We start from the raw sequence: 21,503 nt of genomic DNA on the forward strand, positions 1-21,503 counted from the left end.
GGTCATACGTTTAGAAAGGTAGCTTGTACGTAAACGTGCCGCTCTCTTTCAGAAGGAATGTGCTGTAATTCCATTGAAAGGTCAGGGTTCCGTTACGATACCCGGTATAGGCCAAGCCATCGCCATCAAAATCGGATTCATTTGTTGGATAGGTCTGAATGACCTCGATCGCTTGATCACTGAGCAGCTCAGGGTAGAGCAGCTTGGCTTCCCCGGTCACAGGATGAATAAGATACAGGACGGCTTCCTTTAAAGGACGAACCAGCAGAAACTTCTCTTCGATGACTTCCACCGAGAAATCCCCCGAAAGGCCGGTGCTTTGAGCCAAATCGTAGGTCTTGACCGTTTTGCCTGTCGGGTGTACGATCTCTAGCTTGCTGCCGTCCATCATGGGAATATGTCCTTTAAAGCCCCCGACATTCGGTAAAATGGGTCGTCCACTGAAATTTCCATAATAGGTACTGCTTTCCTTGACGGTCTGACCTTGATAAACAAGCACCCGATGGCGTGTTTCATGAATATGCGGCTCGCCGTAAGCATTCAGGAGATCCAGGACGTAGCTGTCCTTGTTCACTTTACGGACTGACAGATCCAGCAGGTCCGGGTGCCGCAGGGTGATGCTTCCGGCGGGAGACATGGCTTTTCCTTGGCTGCCCAGGAGCAGCTTGCCACTCTCCTTGTCCAGCCAGAAGATCATATTACCGGTTTGGGCAGCGACATAACGCGGGGCTTGGGCGGTGAGCTTGACGCTCGTGCCGCCGCTCCACTGGACGTTAGCCCCGAAGTAGCGGGATAGCAGGGAAGCAGGAACGTAGGTAACTCCCTTTTTTACAATTACGGCGCCGTCCAGCTTTACAACCTGCCCTGTCGCGTTCACAGCGCTGGAACGGCCGGGTGTCAGTGTCAGGGACTGCTTTGGTCCCAGCGCCAGCACGTTCTTTTTATCATTCGACGGCGTGACCAGGAGATCTAGTGACGCGGACAGCTCTTTTAAAGGTACATATACCTGGCCGTTCAGCTTGAACGGCGAATGCTCCAGTCGCAGCTGGAATGGTGATGGGCTGGTCTCTGAGGCAGCAGCCGCGGCATGCGTGTTCAAGCCCGTCAGCGTAGAAGGTGCAGGAGTGAACCCGATCGAGAGGGCCAGCACGGCTGCGCCGGCGATCTTGCTTGCTTTTGGAATATTCATGGCAGGAGGCCTCCATTCAAATAAAATGGTCATATAGTTGGCATTATTAACATAGACGTCCTGAAAGTGGAAAAAGTTTCACGATATCTCATACAAGCCTGCAGAATCCTACTGCTGGCCATAGCAAAGGGGTACCCGACATGCCGAGTACCCCTGCTTCTTTATGGACGGATCTGCTGCTCTTTAAGGATATCGCGGATTTCGGCCAGCAGCAGCTCCTCCTTGGATGGCTCTGGCGGTGCAGGAGGCTTCGCTTCCTCTTCCTCCTCTTTGCGTTTCAGCATGCTCAGTCCTTTAATGAACATAAAGATGGAGAACGCCACGATGACGAAATCCAGCACGGTCTGTAAAAAAGCTCCGTATTTCAGCTCCACGCCATTAAACGTGTACTGCAGTGCCGACAAGTCGAGGCCGCCAAGCAGCAAGCCCAGCACCGGCATCAGCAGGTCATTGACGAGCGAGGTTACAATTTTGCCAAAAGCTCCGCCGATGATGACCCCGATCGCCAGCTCCAGTATATTGCCCTTCAGTGCAAATTTCTTAAAATCCTTCATCCATTGCTTCAACGTTCATGCCCCTCCAGCCTTGAGTTCAATGTTTGAACCATTTGAAGCTAAACATATCACAGGACCGCCAGGGGCGCAAAGGGCAGGAGAAGGAGAAATGCGGTTAAAAATGAAACGGCCGGGCGTTCTTGTCCCGGATCGAGACATAGGGATGGTCCTGGATATAAAAACGCCACGGCTCTTCCGCATACTCCTCCGCATACGGAATGTTGATGCGCGGTGCCTGCACAATATTCAGGGAGGATACGTCGCCACCCTGCTGCAGGTGCAAGGGACCGCCAGGCTGCATCAGAGAGCAGCCGTTCAGGCTCTTATCAATGCGGAGCGCAAGACACAGCTTGCCGGGGCCGTTGCTTACATTCACAGCTTTGCCGCCGGGAATCCGGGCGCGGTAGCGCTGCATCAGGGCAGCATCATGCGGGGTGAGCGGCTCCACCGCACGGATTAGAACGGCCTGAGGATCATCCGCTGGCCCCGTCACAAGATTCAGGCAGTGGTACATGCCGTATATCAAATACACGTAGGCTTCTCCCCCCGGATGAAACATCGTTTCTGTCCGGGGGGTTCGGCGGGCGGCATAAGCATGCGAGCCTTTATCCTCCACCCCGCCGTAGCTCTCGGTTTCGACAATACGGCAGCGGATTTCACCGTCCTCCGTGCGCCGCACCAGAATTTGATTCAGCAGCCGCGGGGCGGCCTCTAGTGCCGGAAGGCTGTATAGCTCCGGAGGCAAGGCTTGCGGGGAGGCCGGGGCATGGGGAGCTAAGGAGTTTGCAGCCGTCCCGCTGCCTGCGCGTTCATGATCTTCAGGCCCGTCAGGGCTGCTGTAGCGTAATGTGTCCATCAACGAATGTCCTTCCTTTCCTATAAAATGAAGTATCGTTTACCGGGCAGAAAATACTTTTCATCCCGGAAAAGCATCTATATACTATTACCTGAATCGTCCCCAATTTACGCTTTCAAGTAAAGCCCGGCGTGTCAAAGCGTCAGGTTACAGCCTGGAGGGAGGGGCAAAGAAATCGGTAAAGGAGGCATACCATGAATTGTCCAATTTGCGGACAAGAGCAGCAGGTCAGAGGAGCGTATTGTGAGAAATGCGGGGCGATGCTGAGCACAGCGCCGGAGGTGGAGAACAGCAGGGATGGGGCAGTGCAGCCTGAAACGGTACAAGCTGAAGCGCCTGAGCTCCGGGAGGAGGCTGCCAGCGTGGAGCACAGCGAGCATCCGGAGCGGGAACTGTCGGCAGGCCAGACCTATTATTCACCCTCTTCATCGGTGCCAGCGCCCGTTGTACATACTTCTTCCTCGTCGAAACAGGAGCCAGAGCCGTCCAAGGCGGCCGCTTACCTGGATCAGGCCAAGGACGGCTCTCGAATATACATAAGCTATGCCCTGGAGGTTCTGAAAAGTCCGTTAGCCGCTGCACAAAGAACCGGCAGCGAGCAGCTGGTCAACGGCGTCATTTCTATCGTTTTATTTACCCTGCTCATTCCGTTGCTGGTTTATATTATGATCGGCAGTAACGGACGGAATTTGATCGAATACTCCATAGGCCGCAGTCCTTTTACAGAAATTGTCCTCAAGCCATGGTTCTGGCTGCTCGTGCTGACGGGGTTGAGCGCGGTGTACACTGCGGGCGCGGTGAAGCTGTCCAGCTCTTCAAACGTACATATTAAAGAAGTCATTGCGCGTTACGGAACGCTGCTCGTGCCGTTTATCGCCCTCATGATGATCTCATCACTGCTGATTTCCATGGGAACCAGCCTGGGCAGCATGCTGCTTATCATCGGTCTGGTCGGTGCATATTTCACGGTCCCTGCCCTGATCATAACAGGGTACTTCAATCAAGCAGGGCGAGGCAACATGGATGTGCTGTACAGTATCCTGCTGGTCTATGCGGCCCTGCTCGTTACCATCATGCTCATCGGCAGGTCGCTGATGAGCATGATCGTTAACGGACTAGGATTCTGATTGATCTCATAGCACCGCCCAAAAAGGAGCTCCCCGAACCCGAGGGAAGCTCCTTTTTGACAATCCATTGTACGCTTTACTCTACCCACCACCGCTTGAAATGAGACCACCAGGAATGCTCCTGCTGCTTCTGTTTCTCGGCATCTCCAAGGGTATCCTCTTTCTCTTCAGAAGCCGGCTCACCGCCATGGCTGCAATACTCGGACGGCTCCGTGCCGGGCAGAAATACCTCGAGCGTCTTGGCAGGACAGTCCGGTCCGGCCCGCAAACCGGTAGTGGGATCGATATACAAGCTGACGACTCCTTCCGGGATCGGAAAAATCTTCGGGGGCACGTTCTCCAGCACCTCTTCCGTAAACTGGGCAAAAATAGGGGCAGCATGCCGCGCCTCACTCGTTGAAATTTCGCGCCCCTTGTCATAACCGACCCAAACGGCCGTTGCAAGCTCCGGCGTGTACCCGACCAGCCAGGCGTCCGTGTCGGTGGTGCCGGTTTTGCCAGCAACGGGACGCTTCATCAGCGCCGATACTCTTCGGCCGGTTCCGCCATCCTCAAAGACGCTTTCCATCATGCGGGTCAGTATATAAGCTGCCGCCGGCTCTACGACCTGCTCTCCGGCTGCCTCTGGAGCCGTGTACAGCTTGCGTCCGGCGGCATCCGTAATGCTGAGAATGGCGGTCACCGGCATGCGCCGCCCGCCGCCGGCCAGCGTAGAGAAGGCGGAAGCCATCTCCAGCGGGCTGACTGGAGAGGTGCCCAGAGCGAGCGAGGGCACCTCTTCCAGGCTGCTCGTAATGCCCATCCGGCGCGCCATGTCCGTCACTTGATCTGTACCGATCTGCATAATCGTATTCACGGCATAAATATTGTCCGAGGCCGCGATCGCCTGCTTCATATTGATCTCGCCCCAATATTTGCCCCCGAAATTGCTGGGCTGGTAGGTTTTGCGGTTATCATCATAATGAAACAGGGTGGGCTGGCTGTTGAACAGGGTGACACTGGTCATCTGCCGCGAGGATAGCGCGGCTAGATACATAATCGGCTTAAAGGCAGAGCCGGGCTGGCGGGTTTGAGCCAGGGCATGGTTGTACTGATTCTGGCGGTAATCCCGGCCGCCGACCATCGCTTTCAGGTGGCCGTTCCGCGGATCGACTGACACCAGGGCGGTCTCCAGCTCGGTGTCCCCCTTCAGCTCCGCTGCCACCGCCGCCTCTGCGGCTGCCTGAGCGCGGGGATCGAGTGTCGTATAAATATCCAGTCCGCCCTGCTGGAGCTGCTGCTCTGTAATTTGAAAGGTGCTGGTCAGCAGGCCTTTGACATAATCCCGAAAGTAAGAGGCGACCGCCTTGTTCTCCTGACGATCCTGAGGCAGCAGGGCAAGCTGTGCGGAAGAAGCCTTCTCTGCTTCCTGCTGTGTAATGTCTCCGGACTCTACCATCGCCTGCAGCACCAGCTTCTGCCGGTTCATTGCGTTCTCCAGGTGATTGTATGGAGAGTAATACGTAGGCCCCTTCGGAATGCCAGCCAGCATCGCGCTTTCGGCCAGATTCAGCTCCTTCGCGGACTTGTCGAAATACAGACGGGCAGCCGATTCAATGCCGTAGGCGCCGTGTCCGTAGTAAATTTCGTTCAGGTACATCTCCAGAATGTCGTCCTTCGAATATTTCATTTCCAGCTGCACGGTATAACGAGCTTCTTTTAGCTTGCGCTCCAGCGTCTTCTCGTGGGAGAGATACAGATTGCGCGCGAGCTGCTGGGTCAGCGTGCTGGCTCCCTGCTTGCTGTTCCAGTGCTGGAGATTCACCAGCACGGCACGGGCCATGCCCTTCAGGTCGAACCCGGGATGCTGGTAGAACTTCCGGTCCTCCACGGCGAGCGTGGCCTGAATTAGCAGCGGGGAGATGTGAGACAGCTCCACCCGGTCCGAGGTGCGTCCATCGGGCGAGAACGTGGCAATGACCTCACCCTGGCTGTCCAGCAGCCGGGAGGCGCGCTCCGTTTTGGCAACTGGCAAGGGTGTAATATACAAATAGCCGAGCACTCCAGCGCTGGCGAGGACGGCCAGCAGGCAGACAACAGCCAAGCTTATGGCGAGCCGGAGGGGCCAGGGCTTGCGGCGTTTACGGGAAAAAGGCTGCGAACCGTTCATCGCGGAAGCTCCTTCATTATTTTTGCGGACGATGCCTGGGTGTGACTTCAGTGCACTTATCGTTTGCCCACTGATTTTTTCAGGCCGATCCTGTTATTCATTATGGGGCTTCTATTGGCAGGATATTCATGGGGACGTGAGTGCATTGAGGCAGACGGGGAAAAGGCTAGATAATTTGGTTGCATTTTGGGCTTGATTTAATATAATACAATTTGTTTGGTACAATAGAAAAAGATGTGAAACAACAATACGCGGCACCTGCCGGCATCAAGTTTTGCGGCCTGGATCTGGACGGCTGAACATTTATTCTAGCGGAAAGAAGGTAGAGACGATGGAATTATGGTTTACGGAGAAGCAAACCCCGACGTTCGGCATTACAGCGAAGATTCGGGAAACGTTTGTACATGAGAAGACGGAGTTTCAACAGCTGGATATGATCGACACGGAGGAATTCGGGCGGATGCTCGTACTGGACGGTATGGTCATGACGACGGTAAAGGATGAATTCGTCTATCATGAGATGGTCGCTCACCCCGCTCTGAATACGCATCCGAATCCGAAAAAGGTGCTCGTTGTGGGCGGCGGAGACGGCGGCGTCATTCGGGAAGTCATCAAGCATCCGGACGTTGAGAAAGCGGTGCTCGTTGAAATCGACGGCAAGGTTATCGAATACTCCAAGCAGTACCTGCCGGAAATTGCCGGCAAGCTGGACGACCCGAAGGTCGAGGTGCTGGTCAATGACGGCTTCATGCATATCCATGAGCACAAGAATGAATATGATGTCATTATGGTGGACTCCACCGAGCCGGTAGGTCCTGCTGCTCCGCTGTTTGAGCGCGGCTTTTATCAAGGGATTTATGAGGCATTGAAGGAAGATGGCATTTTCGTAGCCCAAACCGACAACCCTTGGTTCAAAGCAGACCTGATCCAAAAGGTGAACAACGACGTCAAGGAAATTTTCCCGATCGTACGGGTGTACGGCGCGAACATTCCAACCTACCCAAGCGGTCTGTGGACCTTCACGATGGGCAGCAAGAAGCATGATCCGCTGGAAGTGGACGAGTCCAGTATTGCTGAGCTGGATACCAGGTACTATTCACCTCGCCTGCACAAGGCGGCATTCGTTCTGCCTAAATTTGTGGAAGACCTGGTGAAATAGGAGAGGAGCACACAGCGAATGAAACTGGAACAAGGATATTCCGGCAATGTGTTTATTTTGAGCTCCGATAACTATGAGGCCTCCAAAGCGGTGATCTACGGGATGCCGATGGACTTTACCGTCAGCTACCGTCCCGGCTCCCGCTTCGGCCCGGCGCGAATCCGTCAGGCCTCGGTCGGCCTGGAGGAGTACAGCCCTTATCTGGACAAGAGCATCGAGGACATGACCTATTTTGACGCAGGGGACCTGATGCTGCCCTTCGGCAATGCAGCACGCAGCCTTGACGTCATTGGAGATTACATCGGCAAGCTGCTGGATGACGGCAAGTTTCCGGTCGGTCTCGGCGGCGAGCATCTCGTAACCTGGCCGATCATCCAGAAGATGTACGCGAAATATCCCGACCTGATTCTCATCCATATTGATGCCCACGCAGACCTGCGGGAGCATTATGAGGGTGAGCCGCTGTCTCACTCCACACCGGTACGCAAGGCGGCCGAGATGATGGGCGGCAGCAGCATTTATCAATTCGGCATTCGTTCCGGATCGCGTGAAGAGTTTCAGTACGGACGTGAGCATATTAACTTCCATCCGTTCGAGGTGGCCAAGCCCTTGAAGGAAGCATTGCCTTCCATGGGCAATCGTCCCGTGTACGTGACCATTGATATTGACGTGCTCGATCCATCGGCTGCGCCGGGCACCGGTACGGCTGAAGCGGGCGGCATCACCTCCAAGGAGCTGCTGGAGGCCGTGCACCTGATCGCGAACTCCGATGTGAACGTTGTGGGCTGTGACCTGGTGGAGGTCGCTCCGATTTATGATCCTAGCGAGCAGACGCAGATTGTGGCCGCGAAGCTGATCCGCGAAATGCTGCTCGGATTCGTGCGCTAGGCGCAGGCTTTTATTCATAAAACCAAGCCTTTCCTTATTCAGCGATTCAAGCTGAATAAGGAAGGGGCCTGGTTTTTTTCATTGATAGGAAACTTGCGTGGGTCAGGGCGGAAATTGCTATAATGAAGACATCTGAATCCATTAGACCCAAGGAGGCGCACTATGAAATTTCGTGTATCCGCCGTTCAATATCATTTACATACCATCTCCTCCTTTGAGGAGTTTGCTGCCCAGTGCGAGCATTATATACGGACTGCTGAGGAATTTGAGGCTGATTTTGTCCTGTTTCCCGAATTCTTTACCACGCAGCTGATGTCCATTGGCGATGAGCAGGGCCAGGCACTGAGCATCAATGACCTGCCAGGCTTCACGGAGCGCTACCGGGAGCTGTTTCAGGGCTTCGCGCAGAAATATGGAATTCACATTATCGGAGGAACCCATGTCATCCGCCGCGAGGGCAGGCTGTACAATGTCGCTCACCTGTTCTACCCTGATGGCAGGGTGGCTGAGCAGGCGAAGCTTCATATTACTCCGTCCGAGGTGACGGGCTGGAATATGGGTGCAGGCGAGGGACTGCAGGTATTTCAGACGGAAAAAGGAACCATTGCGATGCTGACCTGCTACGACATTGAATTCCCGGAAATTGTACGGATGGCGAAAGCGAAGGGGGCTGATGTCATCTTCTGTCCGTCCTGTACTGATGATCGGCATGGCTTCCACCGTGTTCGCTATACGAGCCACGCCCGCGCGATCGAGAACCAGGTCTATGTCGTGCTGACAGGCACGGTGGGATCACTGCCTACGGTAGATTTAATGCGTGCCAATTTCGGCCAGGCTGCCGTGATTACGCCGAATGATATTCCGTTCCCGCCGCAGGGTCTGCTGGCCGAGGGCGAGCTAAACAACGATATGATCATTACCGCAGATCTGGATCTGGAGCTGCTGTACCAGGTGCGGGAAAAAGGGTCGGTGACGACCTGGCGCGATCGCCGAACGGATCTTTACCCGGATTGGGAATAGCTTTTATTGCATGATAGTAAGCTCATACTCATCACGCTCAGGAGGTGCAGTGTACGATGCCACAACCAGCTTACCGTCAAGCCTTTTATGTGTTTGACAGCAGTACACCCGTTCCGGCTTTGATCCGAAGCTATACGCCGGAGGATTTTGAAGAACTGATTGTGATCCAGTCTGAGGCCTTTCCGCCGCCGTATCCGGCGGAGCAGTGGTGGAATGAGGAGCAGCTCCACAACCATGTGGAGCTCTTTCCCGAAGGGGCGCTTTGTGTAGAGGTGGACGGCGTTCTGGCGGGGTCCATCACGTCCCTCATTGTGAACGAGAAGCCTGGGGAAGCTCCTCGCTCCTGGAGCCAGGTCACGGATCATGGCTATATCCGGACCCATTGCCGTGAAGGCAATACACTGTATATCGCCGACATTTGTGTACGGCCCAGATTTCGCAAGCTCGGTCTCGGCAAATGGCTGCTGCAGGCGCTGTATCATGTTACCGTGGAGCTGGACCTGAACCGCCTGCTCGGCGGCGGGCGGATGCCGGGCTATCAGGAGCATGCCGCAGACTTGACGGCTGCCCAGTACGTCGATGAAGTGGTGTCGGGGCGAATCAAGGACCCGGTCATCACCTTTTTGCTGCGGTGCGGACGGACTCCGGCCGGCATTGCTGCAGATTATCTGGAGGATGAGGAATCCTGCGGGTACGCCGTGTTAATGGAATGGAAGAACCCGTTTAAGAGCTGACGGGCTGAAGGCATAAGATACATAAACCATCCATAGAGGAGGCTTAACGCATGATGGAATATATCCGTATTACCCATATTGAGGACCCGCTGTTTTGCAAAATGCACGACCTGATGAAGGAGGTATTCCCACCGGAGGAGGTGCTGGAATACAGCCTGTGGAAGGAGCCGCTGGAGGACCCTGGCATTCGCGTATTCGTGGCGCTGCATGAAGGGGAGGTCGTAGGCACGACAGAGTACCGCTACTACGAGGACTGGAATGTCGCTATGACAGACTTCACCATTATCGGCCGCGAAGGGCTGTCCATTGGCCGCTTCCTGGCACAGAATCGAATGAAGGACCTGATGTCACTGGCCCAAGGAAACGGCGGTCAGGAGCTGCTGGGCATGTTCGCAGAAATATACGATCCGTACCGCGTAGAGGATCACGCATTTGGCGGCGTCAAGCCGATGGATCCGTTCGTGCGCCGCGAGGTGCTCTCACATCTGGGATACAAGCGGACAGATCTGGCGTATGTGCATCCGTCCTGGAATAACGACGGGGAGGCCGTCAGCGGGCTGGACTTCTGCTTCATGCCGACGGACGATGCACTGGACACGCTCCCGGCAGAGCTGATCGCAAGCTTCCTGAAGCGGTACTATGCGGTGCTGCCGCAGAAGCCGCAGGCCTGGAGTGACATGGTGGCCGAGCTGGAGAAGCGGGATACTGTAGCGCTTTTGCCGCTGTAAACAACAGCAGCCTGATCCTTGACCACGGATCAGGCTGCTTTTGAAAATGAGAATTGAATTGGCGCTCTATACTGGATATAGTAGTACAATAGGTAAGGAAAGGGGCGCATCATGTCACACCGCATACAAACCGTCATTACGCTTTCCAGTCAGCATGAGGGTGAGCGTACGGTGCAGGAGCTGTCGGCAGAGGTGTTTGCCAAAGGACAGGCTCTATACGTCCGTTACGAGGAGCCGAAGCTCGGTCCGCACCAGGGCAGTACACGGGCGACCGTGAAGCTGTCGCCGGACGAGTTCAAGATTATCCGCCACGGTGAAGTGCAGTCGGAGCAGGCGTTTCGGCTCGGGCAGCAGATGCCCGGGTATTACCGATCTCCGTTCACTTCCTTTCAGCTTTCAACGCATACCCAGCGCATGGAGCTTCAGCTGGAGGGAATGTCCGGCCGCGCAGCCTGGGAATATGATTTATATGTATTTGAAGAATGCTCAGGACATTTTGCAATCAGTTTGACTATTCAGGAGGCACAGGAAGCATGAATATGAATCCACTTGACCACATTCACCAGCTCGTTGCAGAGGCGGTCGCGGATGCGGCAGTCACGGCCGGCCTGGTTACCCGCGAGGAGCTGCCGGCGATTACGCTGGAGGTGCCCAAGGATAAATCCCATGGCGATCTCGCCACGAACGCAGCGATGCAGCTGACCCGTATTGCCAAGAAGAACCCGCGTCAGATTGCCGAGGATATTGTAGCCCATCTGGAGACAGGCAAGGCATCCATTGAGAAGGCAGAGATTGCCGGACCCGGCTTCATCAACTTCACGCTCAACAAGAGCTACCTGTATCCGGTCATTGGCCTCGTGCAGGAGCAGGGCGAGAATTATGGCCGCGTGAGCCGCGGCGACAGCCGCCGCATTCAAATGGAGTTTGTAAGTGCCAATCCCACCGGAAGCCTTCACCTTGGACATGCCCGGGGAGCTGCTGTGGGCGATGCGCTCTGTAACGTGCTGGATTTTGCCGGACATGAAGTGACCCGGGAGTACTACATTAATGATGCGGGCAATCAGGTTATGAATCTGTGCAAATCCATTGAGGCCCGTTATCTTCAGGAGCTGGGCCAGCCGGCTGAAATGCCGGAGGACGGATACCACGGTGAGGACATCAAGGGCTTCGCCAAGGAGCTGGTAGCTGAAAAAGGAGACTCTCTGCTGTCCCTGACACCAGGCGAGCGGACTGCCTTTTTCCGGACCTACGGCCTTCAGAAGGAGCTTGGCAAGATCAAGCGCGACCTGGCTCGTTTCCGGGTGAATTTTGACGAATGGTTCAGCGAAACCTCCCTGTACGAGAACGGTCTCGTTATGAAAGCGCTGGAAGCGCTGGATCAGAAGGGACAAAGCTATGAGCAGGAGGGAGCAACCTGGCTACGCACCACGGATTATGGTGACGACAAGGACCGCGTTTTGGTGAAAAATGACGGCTCCTACACCTATCTGACCCCGGATATCGCCTACCACCTCAACAAATATGAGCGCGGCTACGATGAGATGATTAACATCTGGGGAGCGGATCATCACGGGTATGTACCGCGCATGAAGGCCGCAATGGAGGCTCTTGGCAATGATCCTGCCAAGCTGACCGTGCTGATTGCCCAGATGGTCAGCCTGTTCCAGAACGGCGAGAAGGTCAAAATGTCCAAGCGTACCGGCAAAGCCGTGACCATGGAGGATTTGATGGATGAGGTCGGCGTGGATGCGATCCGCTACTTCTTCACCATGCGAAGCATGGATTCCCATCTCGACTTTGACATGGACCTTGCGGTTTCCACTTCGAATGAGAACCCGGTGTTCTATGTCCAGTACGCCCATGCGCGGATTTGCAGCGTCTTCCGTCAGGCAGAGGAGCAGGCTATTGCACTGCTGCCGCTGTCTGAAGTGAACCTGAGCCTGCTTACGACCGAGCATGAGTATGATCTGCTTCGCAAAATCGGTGAGCTCCCGCAGGAGGTAGCTGCCGCTGCTGACCATTATGCGCCGCATCGGCTGATCCGTTATGTCTACGAGCTCTCCTCCCTGTTCCACAGCTACTACAAGGCAGAGCGTGTCATTACAGAGGAGCAGGATCAGACGCAGGCCCGGTTTGCCCTGCTGTCAGCGGTCCGCATTACGATTGCAAACGTACTGCGCTTGATGGGTGTTTCGGCGCCGGAGCGTATGTAGTCACTGCTGCACAGATGGATCACAAGATTTGAAATCACAGCCGCCCTCTCTTTCGGTAGAGGCGGCTGTTTGGGTTAGGGTGTCACAATATGCTGCTTCATGTCTTATGGCTTCATGGAACATCAGCGGCTCAGCCTCTCAGGCCTTCGCGTATGAATTTTAGTGTATGGATCTCTCCTTCAGAGGAGGAAATGCCCCGCTGCAGACGGAGCGGAACCGCGGTTCGCTGGAGCAGCGCTTTAATCGCGGCCGGCTTCAAGCCAGGCCTTTGGGCGAGCAAGAGGGCTATGGTACCGCTCACATGAGAGGTTGCCATGGAGGTGCCGCTCATTTCATGGTACTTGCCATGCAGCCAGGCAGACATAATCTTGTCTCCGGGAGCATAGATGTCGACGTACTGGCCGCGGTTGCTGAAGGAGGCGATTTTTCGCTTGCGGTCTGTGGCACCTACGGAGATCGTCTGGGGGTAGCGTGCAGGGTAGTCGATGGCGCGGCGTTTGCCGTCATTGCCGGAGGAAGCGACCACGACGATGCCAGCCTGGCCTGCTCGGTTGACAATATCCAGCAGAGACCGGCTGCGGGTCTGCATTCCGAAGCTCATATTAATCAGATCTGCCCCTGACCGGACACACCAGTCAATTCCGGCGATGATGTCTGATACATAGGCCGAGCCATTGGCATCGAATGCCTTTACCGGATAGATGATGGATCTGGGGGCAACGCCTATCATACCCCGAGTGCTGTTTGCGGCAGCGATCGTTCCGGAGATATGGGTTCCGTGCCCGTTATCATCAAAGGGCGGCAAGCCCCGGTGAACGAGATTGATCCCCCGTCCGAGAGAGTGCTGCAAATCGGGATGGCCAACATCAATGCCGGTATCGATGACGCCGACCTTGATGCCGTATCCCGTCGATATAGACCAGGCCTGTGGAGCTTTGATGGCTTTTACGCCCCATGGAATGCCGGGTCCTCCTCCCGTACGGCTGGATAAGCCGCTGAGATGAATAGTGCTGTCTTCTTCCGTGACAGCCTCATGACGCCACTTTTTCTCGATTTGCTCTGCTAGTGGTGAAGGAGCGATGATGCATTGGGCAAGTGGAGCCCAGAGGACCCGCGAAGCAGCTCCCGCGCGTGCTGAGGTGAGCCATTGCTGCCGCAGTGCTGCATACAGCCCGGGGTCATGAAATGTCAGGATATGCCGGGTGTTTTGCTGCTGAAGCCTGTCGCCATGACACGGCGGGTGCAGTGTGTGTACGATCCGGGTGAAATTCATGCCAGGCATCCCCCTTTTCGGATCAACCGTTGCTTCAGTATTGTATGAGCTATCCCGTTAGCCGGAATGGGAGAGAGCCTTTTTTGTTTCAAATAGGCGTGTAGGCCGTGTCAAATGCTGACCTGAAACATAAGATAAGTGGAGAGAGCTCACGCGCTCTCTCACCATCCAGCAAGGAGTTCATCCTTGGGGCGGATACAGTCGGAAAGCGGAGAGCAGCCTGCTCTTCGCTTTTTCTTATGGCTTCATCGCGGAGGCTGCCTTCTCTTTTTTCGTAAAAGCCTGTGCTGAGCAGCATGATAAAAACTTGATTTTTGACAGCAAATAGGTTTTACTTAGGTTTGTTATGGATATGTTTGAAATCATGGCAGTGCAAAGCGAAGATTGCATGAGAGGAAGTGTCGTTAGTGAGTAATCCGCTCAATTTAAAAATCGACCCGGAAAAAATCCATGAGGTTCCCATGGTTGACCTGGCTTTTATGGTATTAAAGGCGGCAAATACGCCGTACTATTACCGTGACTTAATGAATGAGGTCGCTAAGCTTCGCGGCTTCACCGAAGAAGAAATTAACGAAACGATTGCCCAGTTATATACAGAAATTAACATTGATGGTCGTTTTGCTTGTGTGGGCACGAACCTGTGGGGCTTGAAGCGCTGGTATCCGCTGGAGCGTTCTGATGATCCAGTAGCCAATGCGAAGCGTCCGCGTATTATCAATGATGAAGATGATGATCTGGAGGATGATTTCACCGAGGAGGAAGATACCTACAGCGGTGATGAATCTGATGAAGATTACGATAGCGCAGATGAAGATGACCACGATGATGACGAGGATGATATGTACGGCGATGAGGATCATTCCGAGGATGAGGTGGATGAGGACGTCGAGCTGGACGATGAGGATCTGGACGATGAGGATTCCCAGGACGAAGAGGAAGAGAGCGATTCCGAGGACGACGACCTGGACGAGGACGACCTGTAGGGCTGCCTGCAGCCTCGTTCTTTCTCCCTCGCTGCGCCCTGCGCTTGTTCAGAGATTTAAGCCTTCTTCCTCTCTTGACAAGGAGAGCAGCCGCGGAGTAAACTATTGCTTGGGCTTATGATCAAGGTTTATAAGTGAGAATTGAAGTGCCCCGTACTGCGGGTCACTTTTTTTGTTTTTATTGGGTTTTTTTAGTGGTGAAAGAGGTCATTTCACGAAGAAATGATGAGATGAGAAATCGGTCGGCTCGCTTTATCCGTAAAGCGGGCACCGTTTATTTTTATGTCCTTTTGATGATGAATCTCTAGGAATAGGGTTACCATAAACATCATATGTCGCCTGATTTTTCGAATTTATTTAGGAGGGTATTACTGTGACAAAGTACATTTTCGTAACGGGCGGGGTCGTGTCTTCCCTGGGCAAAGGAATTACGGCCGCTTCGCTAGGCAGACTGCTGAAGAACCGAGGGCTGAAGGTGACGATCCAGAAATTTGATCCTTACATTAACATAGATCCCGGCACCATGAGCCCTTACCAGCACGGTGAGGTGTTTGTTACGGATGACGGCGCCGAAACGGACCTCGATCTGGGTCACTACGAGCGGTTCATTGACATTAACCTGTCGAAGAACAGCAATGTGACCACCGGTAAAGTGTATTCCTCTGTGATCAGCAAGGAACGGCGCGGAGAATATTTGGGCGGCACGGTGCAGGTTATCCCTCATATTACGAATGAAATTAAGGAGCGCGTATTCCGCGCGGGCCGTGAAGCGGGCTCTGACGTTGTCATTACTGAAATCGGCGGCACGGTAGGCGACATCGAAAGCCTTCCATTCCTGGAAGCCATTCGTCAGATCAAGAGCGAGGTAGGGCGCGATAATGTCATGTACATTCATGTAACGCTCATTCCTTACATCAAGGCTGCCGGCGAGGTGAAGACCAAGCCGACCCAGCACAGCGTGAAGGAGCTGCGCAGCATCGGCATCCAGCCGAATGTGATTGTATGCCGTACCGAGCACGAGCTCTCCACTGAAATGAAGGCGAAGATTGCCCTGTTCTGTGACATTGATGCCAATGCAGTCGTGGAATGCCGCGATGCCTCAACCCTGTATGAGGTTCCGCTGAACCTTCGTCAGGAAGGCCTCGACGAAATCGTAGTCAACCATCTGAAGCTGGATACTCCAGAGCCCGATATGACGGAGTGGGAGGCCTTGGTTGACCGCGTGTCCAAGCTGGAGAAGACCGTTGAAATTGCGATTGTCGGCAAGTATGTCGCGCTTCATGATGCTTACTTGAGTGTGGTTGAATCGCTGTCCCATGCTGGCTTTGACGCCAACGCGGAAGTGAAGATCCGCTGGGTGAACGCCGAGGAGATTACCGATCAGAACGTGAAGGACATGCTGGGCGGCATAGGCGGTATTCTCGTTCCCGGCGGTTTCGGTGACCGCGGCATCGAGGGCAAAATCTCAGCCATCCGCTATGCGCGGGAAAACCATATTCCATTCTTCGGCATCTGCCTGGGTATGCAGGTGTCGGTCATCGAATATGCTCGCTCGATGGCAGGCATGGAAGGCGCGAACAGCTCCGAGATTAACCCGGCTTCGGAATATCCGGTCATTGACCTGCTTCCAGAGCAGAAGGATATTGAGGATCTTGGCGGCACCATGCGTTTGGGACTGTACCCTTGCAAGCTGGTTCCCGGCTCGCTGGCTGAAGCCTGCTACCAGGATGAGCTCGTCTACGAGAGACACCGTCACCGGTATGAGTTCAACAATCAATATCGCGAGGCTATGGAAAAGGCCGGCTTCCGTTTCTCCGGCACGTCGCCGGACGGAAGATTGGTGGAGATTGTTGAGCTTCCAGACCATCCATGGTTCCTGGCTGTTCAGTTCCATCCGGAGTTTACCTCCCGTCCGAACCGTCCACAGCCGCTGTTCCGTGAATTTGTTAAAGCATCCTTGAAGCATTCGTCATAACATGTAAGCCTCCCGTGTATGGGGGGCTTTTTTATATATAAATATCTGTCAGCATTGCGTAAGCTATGAGAGCGTTTCCTTCTGTGAAGCCTTATTTTTCTTGGTGTTTTTTGGTTAAAATGCAGGATTTCCACCTTCTCCGGGCGAATACTGTTAGGACCATGCAGTATGTTCCGGAAAGTTCAGGGGGAGTGCCGGTTCGTCGATAAGCCAAACATGAAACAGAATGGGAAGGTGTTACATGATTAAACACAAGGTCCTGATCGTCGATGATCAAAATGGAATCCGTATTCTTTTAATGGAGGTGTTCAGCAGCGAAGGGTACGAGACCTTTCAGGCTGCCAATGGCCGCATTGCGCTCGACATTGTGAAGAGTCAGGTTCCTGACCTGGTGCTGCTGGATATGAAAATTCCCGGCATGGACGGTCTTGAAATACTGAAGCACATCAAGCAGATGAATCCCGAGATCAAGGTCATTATGATGACCGCCTACGGGGAACTGGATATGATCAAGGAAGCGACCGATCTTGGCGCTTTAATGCATTTTACGAAGCCTTTTGATATTGATGAAATGCGAATGGCTGTGAATATGCAGCTGCGCACCAAAGCGATGTAGCAGAATGCTTGCTTCCTCAGGTGGTTTGGAGCGAGGCGCGCGGACAGCATTATTTTTACCATCATGCAGGCCCGATTTTCACCATTTGGGGAGTTAGTATTTATTCTTCAATGTGGTATAATACGATGTGTATGCGAACTTCGGCTATATATTAGATATACCTACAATAGGAGGATGGACCATGCCATTAGTATCAATGAAAGACATGCTTAACAACGCCCTTGAAGGAAAGTACGCCGTGGGCCAGTACAACATTAACAATCTGGAGTGGACTCATGCTATTCTCGAGGCAGCACAGGAAGAGCAATCCCCGGTCATTCTGGGTGTTTCTGAAGGTGCGGCACGTTATATGGGCGGGTTCAACACCGTCGTGAAGATGGTTCAAGGTTTGATGGAGGACCTGAAGGTTACCGTTCCGGTTGCCATTCACCTCGACCACGGCTCCAGTGTGGAGAAGTGTAAAGCAGCGATTGATGCTGGCTTCACTTCCGTTATGATTGACGATTCCCACAGCCCGATTGACCAGAACATTGCTACTACGAAGGAAGTTGTAGAGTACGCACATGCCAAAGGCGTTTCTGTTGAAGCAGAAGTCGGCATGGTTGGCGGTCAAGAAGATGACGTTATTGGTGACGTTATGTATGCGAAGCTGGACGACTGCGTACGGATCGTTAACGAAACCGGTATCGACACGCTGGCGCCGGCTCTTGGATCTGTACACGGACCTTACAAAGGCGAGCCTAACCTGGGCTTTAAAGAGATGGAAGAAATTCGTGATGCTGTGAACCTTCCGCTCGTGCTTCATGGCGGGACAGGCATTCCTACTCATGACATTAAGAAGGCCATCTCCCTGGGTACGTCCAAAATCAACGTAAACACCGAGAACCAGATCTCCTTCAGCAAGGTCGTTCGTGAGGTGCTTGCTGACAAGCCGGAAGCTTATGACCCACGCGTATTCCTGAAGCCAGGCCGTGAAGCAATCAAGCAAACCGTCATTGGCAAAATGCGTGAGTTTGGATCCAACAACAAGGCTTAATGAGTAAGCTTTAGTAATATCAAGCGGCGGCCCACCGGGCCGTCTGCTTTAATACTTGTCTTTATTGGAATCTCACACCGCTTGCCGGTGTTTTTCCATTTTAATCAGGTGTGACAATCTTCTGCAATTTACGCCATGCTGGTTGGCGATCAGACCCATTTATGCAGCAATGTGATCTAGGGGGACCCTTAAGCATATGGAAAAATTGATGATCAGCGGTGGACGCCCGCTGCAGGGCACTGTAACCATCAGTGGTGCCAAGAACAGTGCAATTGCTTTGATTCCTGCCGCCATCCTGGCGGATAGTGAAGTCGTGCTGGATAATCTGCCTTTACTTAGTGATGTTGCCGTTTACGCGGAAATCCTGGAAGCCTTGGGCGGACAGGTATCCTGGGACGGTCAACAGATGAACATCAACCCTTCTGATATTAAGTCCATACCGATGCCCAACGGGCCTGTCAAGAAGCTGAGAGCTTCCTATTACATGATGGGTGCGATGCTGGGTCGTTTCAATGAGGCTGTCATCGGTCTGCCGGGCGGCTGTAACTTTGAGCCCCGTCCTATTGATCAGCATATCAAGGGCTTTGAAGCGCTGGGTGCAACCGTAACCAATGAGCACGGTGCCATTCACCTGCACGCCAAGGAGCTGCGCGGCGCTAAGATTTACCTGGACGTGAGCAGTGTTGGGGCAACCATAAATATCATGCTGGCGGCTGCTAAGGCCAAAGGCTCCACAACGATTGAAAATGCGGCCAAAGAGCCTGAAATTATAGACGTAGCAACATTGTTAAATTCCATGGGAGCCGTCATTAAAGGAGCGGGCACAGAGACAATCCGGATTGAAGGCGTGTCCTCGCTGCATGGCTGCAGGCATTCTATTATACCGGACCGGATTCAAGCAGGGACCTATATGATTGCAGCAGCAGCCACGCGCGGAAATGTGCTGGTGGATAACGTCATTCCGAAGCATCTGGAGGCTCTAACCGCGAAGCTGATCGAGATGGGCGTCGGCATTCAGGAGCATGATGAAAGCATCCGGGTCATCGGCAAGGATCGTTATGAGCATGTAGACGTCAAGGCTCTTGTGTATCCTGGATTTCCTACGGATTTGCAGTCACCGATGACGAGCCTGCTGACACAGGCTGACGGCGTAAGCGTCCTCAGTGATTTTATATACAGCAGCCGGTTTAAGCATGTGCCGGAGCTGATTCGCATGGGCGCGAAGATTCGCGTTGAAGGCCGCTCTGCCATCGTGGAGGGCTCGGCCTTGAACGCAGCAAAGGTGAAGGCTGCTGATTTGCGTGCCGGTGCGGCGCTAGTCATTGCCGGACTCACGGTGTCCGAAGGGGTAACAGAAATTACCGGTGTCGAGTTTATCGACCGGGGGTATGACCATTTGGTCACGAATCTCCGGCAGCTTGGCGCTGACGTATGGCGGGAAACTGAATAGCGGGTTCATGGTAAGGATTACCCTCAGAGGCTGAGAGTAGCAGGTATCGTGGAAGGAGGAATGAAATATATTCCATAAAAACCTTTTATGTCTGCATATCTCCCTCCAGATTGGGTAATCCTTATCTAGTGATATCCTCATAGAATGATAGATTTAGTATAGAAGCAATGTATATTGAGAACACAATGGAATAGGTGGTTATGGAATGGATCTACAGATATCCGACTTGGAAGGAATGAAGCTGACCGACCTTTACAAGCTGGCCAAGAAGCATCAAATCCCGTACTACGGTCAACTGAAGAAAAAAGAACTGATTTTTGCAATACTCCGCGCGCAGGCTGAACAAAGCGGCCTGATGTTTATGGAAGGCGTACTCGAGGTGCTGCCGGAGGGCTATGGCTTTCTGCGGCCGATCAACTATCTTCCAAGCACCGAGGATATTTATATTTCAGCGTCGCAGATCCGCAAATTTGATCTGAGAACCGGAGACCTGGTATCCGGCAAATGCCGGACGCCGAAAGAGAATGAAAGATATTTCGGGCTGCTGCAGGTTAACGCGGTCAATGGCGAGAACCCGGCAGTTGCCGCAGAACGGCTGCACTTCCCAGCCTTAACTCCTCTTTATCCGCAAGATAAGCTGGTTCTGGAAACATCCCCTAATCAGTTGTCCACCCGAATTATGGATTTGCTGGCGCCTGTTGGCCTGGGACAACGCGGTTTGATTGTGGCTCCGCCCAAAGCAGGAAAGACTCTCCTCTTGAAAGAATTGGCTAACAGTATCTCAACCAACCATCCCGATATTGAACTGTTTGTGCTCCTGATCGATGAACGTCCTGAAGAAGTGACGGACATGCAGCGCTCGGTGAAGGGTGAAGTCGTAGCCTCCACCTTTGATGAGCTGCCTGAGAACCACATCAAGGTGGCTGAACTGGTGCTGGAGCGGGCATTAAGACTGGTCGAGCACAAAAAAGACGTAGTGATCTTGCTGGACAGCATCACACGATTGGCGCGTGCCTACAATCTGGTCATTCCTCCTTCGGGACGTACATTGAGCGGTGGTATTGATCCGGCGGCCTTTCATCGGCCGAAGCGGTTTTTTGGCTCAGCCCGTAACGTGGAGGAAGGCGGCAGCCTGACGATCCTGGCTACTGCGCTGGTGGATACCGGCTCCAGAATGGATGATATTATTTACGAAGAATTTAAGGGCACCGGTAATATGGAGCTGCATCTGGACCGTAAATTTGCAGAACGCCGCATATTTCCAGCGATCGACATTCGTCGCTCCGGAACGCGCCGGGAGGAAGTGCTCCTGAGCAAAGAGGAGCTTGATACGATCTGGTCGATTCGCAAGAATATGAATGATAGTGCAGACTTTGTGGAAGGCTTCCTCAAAAAAATGCGGGACAGCAAAACCAATGCCGAATTCTTGGCTTCCTTTGATGTCAGTGCTTCGGGAGCTTCCTCCGGCGGTAGCGGCGGCTCTTCCTCCGGCACCTCGGCGCCGAGACGGACCTCCCGTCCGTCCGCAGCATCAGCTTCCCAAAGCTAAGGCC

The 21,503-nt window shown here is 53.6% G+C and carries 19 protein-coding genes; 14 read left to right on the forward strand and 5 right to left on the reverse strand.

The genetic code is table 11. The annotated features are described in order from the left end of the window. Nucleotides 1-10: 10 nt before the first annotated feature. From JJQ72_RS18970 to JJQ72_RS18980, 3 genes are all read right to left on the reverse strand, one after another. On the reverse strand, nt 11-1,189 hold the full coding sequence (locus JJQ72_RS18970) for a copper amine oxidase N-terminal domain-containing protein (protein WP_208204621.1): 1,179 nt from the start codon (nt 1,187-1,189) through the stop codon (nt 11-13). A gap of 161 nt (nt 1,190-1,350) precedes the next feature. After that, entirely contained in the window at nt 1,351-1,743 is a 393-nt protein-coding gene (gene mscL / locus JJQ72_RS18975; protein WP_138227554.1) for a large-conductance mechanosensitive channel protein MscL, read from the reverse strand. Between the two features lie 115 nt (nt 1,744-1,858). Beyond that, on the reverse strand, nt 1,859-2,599 hold the full coding sequence (locus tag JJQ72_RS18980; RefSeq protein WP_208204636.1) for a DNA-3-methyladenine glycosylase: 741 nt from the start codon (nt 2,597-2,599) through the stop codon (nt 1,859-1,861). Between the two features lie 194 nt (nt 2,600-2,793). Here JJQ72_RS18980 and JJQ72_RS18985 point away from each other — a divergent pair, with 194 nt between their 5' ends. Further along, nucleotides 2,794-3,726 carry a hypothetical protein gene (locus JJQ72_RS18985; protein ID WP_208204622.1) on the forward strand — a complete coding sequence of 311 codons (933 nt, stop codon included), beginning with the start codon at nt 2,794-2,796 and terminating at the stop codon, nt 3,724-3,726. A gap of 76 nt (nt 3,727-3,802) precedes the next feature. Here JJQ72_RS18985 and JJQ72_RS18990 read toward each other — a convergent pair whose 3' ends face one another. Continuing rightward, nucleotides 3,803-5,875: a transglycosylase domain-containing protein gene (locus tag JJQ72_RS18990; protein WP_208204623.1), complete on the reverse strand. Its 2,073-nt coding sequence runs from the start codon at nt 5,873-5,875 to the stop codon at nt 3,803-3,805. Nucleotides 5,876-6,206: 331 nt separating this feature from the next. Between JJQ72_RS18990 and speE the strand changes: the two genes are divergently transcribed. The 7 genes from speE to argS all read left to right on the forward strand — a co-directional run bounded on the left by speE (nt 6,207) and on the right by argS (nt 12,617). Beyond that, a complete protein-coding gene (gene speE, locus JJQ72_RS18995) occupies nt 6,207-7,034 on the forward strand; it encodes a polyamine aminopropyltransferase (protein WP_208204624.1) in 828 nt (275 codons plus the stop codon). An 18-nt stretch (nt 7,035-7,052) separates the two neighbouring features. Next, nucleotides 7,053-7,922 (forward strand): agmatinase, encoded by an 870-nt coding sequence (gene speB, locus JJQ72_RS19000; protein ID WP_208204625.1) that lies wholly within the window; start codon nt 7,053-7,055, stop codon nt 7,920-7,922. 162 nt (nt 7,923-8,084) lie between these two features. After that, complete coding sequence (locus tag JJQ72_RS19005) at nt 8,085-8,942, forward strand: carbon-nitrogen hydrolase family protein (RefSeq protein ID WP_208204626.1); 858 nt, start codon at nt 8,085-8,087, stop codon at nt 8,940-8,942. Between the two features lie 56 nt (nt 8,943-8,998). After that, nucleotides 8,999-9,676, forward strand: coding sequence for a GNAT family N-acetyltransferase (locus JJQ72_RS19010; RefSeq protein ID WP_208204627.1), 678 nt, complete (start codon nt 8,999-9,001; stop codon nt 9,674-9,676). A gap of 53 nt (nt 9,677-9,729) precedes the next feature. After that, on the forward strand, nt 9,730-10,404 hold the full coding sequence (locus tag JJQ72_RS19015; protein WP_208204637.1) for a GNAT family N-acetyltransferase: 675 nt from the start codon (nt 9,730-9,732) through the stop codon (nt 10,402-10,404). A gap of 111 nt (nt 10,405-10,515) precedes the next feature. Further along, nucleotides 10,516-10,941, forward strand: a complete 426-nt coding sequence (locus JJQ72_RS19020) for a YwiB family protein (protein WP_208204628.1) — start codon at nt 10,516-10,518, stop codon at nt 10,939-10,941. After that, nucleotides 10,938-12,617: an arginine--tRNA ligase gene (gene argS / locus JJQ72_RS19025; protein WP_279591749.1), complete on the forward strand. Its 1,680-nt coding sequence runs from the start codon at nt 10,938-10,940 to the stop codon at nt 12,615-12,617. The genes JJQ72_RS19020 and argS overlap by 4 nt, the downstream gene beginning before the upstream one ends. A gap of 130 nt (nt 12,618-12,747) precedes the next feature. Here the strand turns inward: argS and JJQ72_RS19030 are convergent, their stop codons facing one another. After that, on the reverse strand, nt 12,748-13,890 hold the full coding sequence (locus tag JJQ72_RS19030) for a S8 family peptidase (RefSeq protein WP_208204629.1): 1,143 nt from the start codon (nt 13,888-13,890) through the stop codon (nt 12,748-12,750). Between the two features lie 407 nt (nt 13,891-14,297). Between JJQ72_RS19030 and rpoE the strand changes: the two genes are divergently transcribed. From rpoE to rho, 6 genes are all read left to right on the forward strand, one after another. Further along, nucleotides 14,298-14,873, forward strand: coding sequence for a DNA-directed RNA polymerase subunit delta (gene rpoE / locus JJQ72_RS19035; RefSeq protein WP_138223989.1), 576 nt, complete (start codon nt 14,298-14,300; stop codon nt 14,871-14,873). A 373-nt stretch (nt 14,874-15,246) separates the two neighbouring features. Next, a complete protein-coding gene (locus JJQ72_RS19040; RefSeq protein WP_208204630.1) occupies nt 15,247-16,848 on the forward strand; it encodes a CTP synthase in 1,602 nt (533 codons plus the stop codon). A gap of 241 nt (nt 16,849-17,089) precedes the next feature. Next, the gene (locus JJQ72_RS19045; protein ID WP_208204631.1) at nt 17,090-17,464 is read left to right on the forward strand and encodes a response regulator; all 375 of its coding nucleotides are present in this window, start codon (nt 17,090-17,092) and stop codon (nt 17,462-17,464) included. A 181-nt stretch (nt 17,465-17,645) separates the two neighbouring features. Beyond that, nucleotides 17,646-18,500 carry a class II fructose-1,6-bisphosphate aldolase gene (fba, locus tag JJQ72_RS19050; protein ID WP_138223992.1) on the forward strand — a complete coding sequence of 285 codons (855 nt, stop codon included), beginning with the start codon at nt 17,646-17,648 and terminating at the stop codon, nt 18,498-18,500. Between the two features lie 196 nt (nt 18,501-18,696). After that, a complete protein-coding gene (locus JJQ72_RS19055; RefSeq protein ID WP_208204632.1) occupies nt 18,697-19,950 on the forward strand; it encodes a UDP-N-acetylglucosamine 1-carboxyvinyltransferase in 1,254 nt (417 codons plus the stop codon). A 205-nt stretch (nt 19,951-20,155) separates the two neighbouring features. Next, complete coding sequence (gene rho, locus JJQ72_RS19060) at nt 20,156-21,499, forward strand: transcription termination factor Rho (RefSeq protein WP_208204633.1); 1,344 nt, start codon at nt 20,156-20,158, stop codon at nt 21,497-21,499. Nucleotides 21,500-21,503: the final 4 nt, after the last annotated feature.

The sequence above is a fragment of the Paenibacillus sp. F411 genome (genome assembly GCF_017582705.1).
In the GTDB taxonomy this organism is placed as follows: domain Bacteria; phylum Bacillota; class Bacilli; order Paenibacillales; family Paenibacillaceae; genus Paenibacillus_AQ; species Paenibacillus_AQ algicola.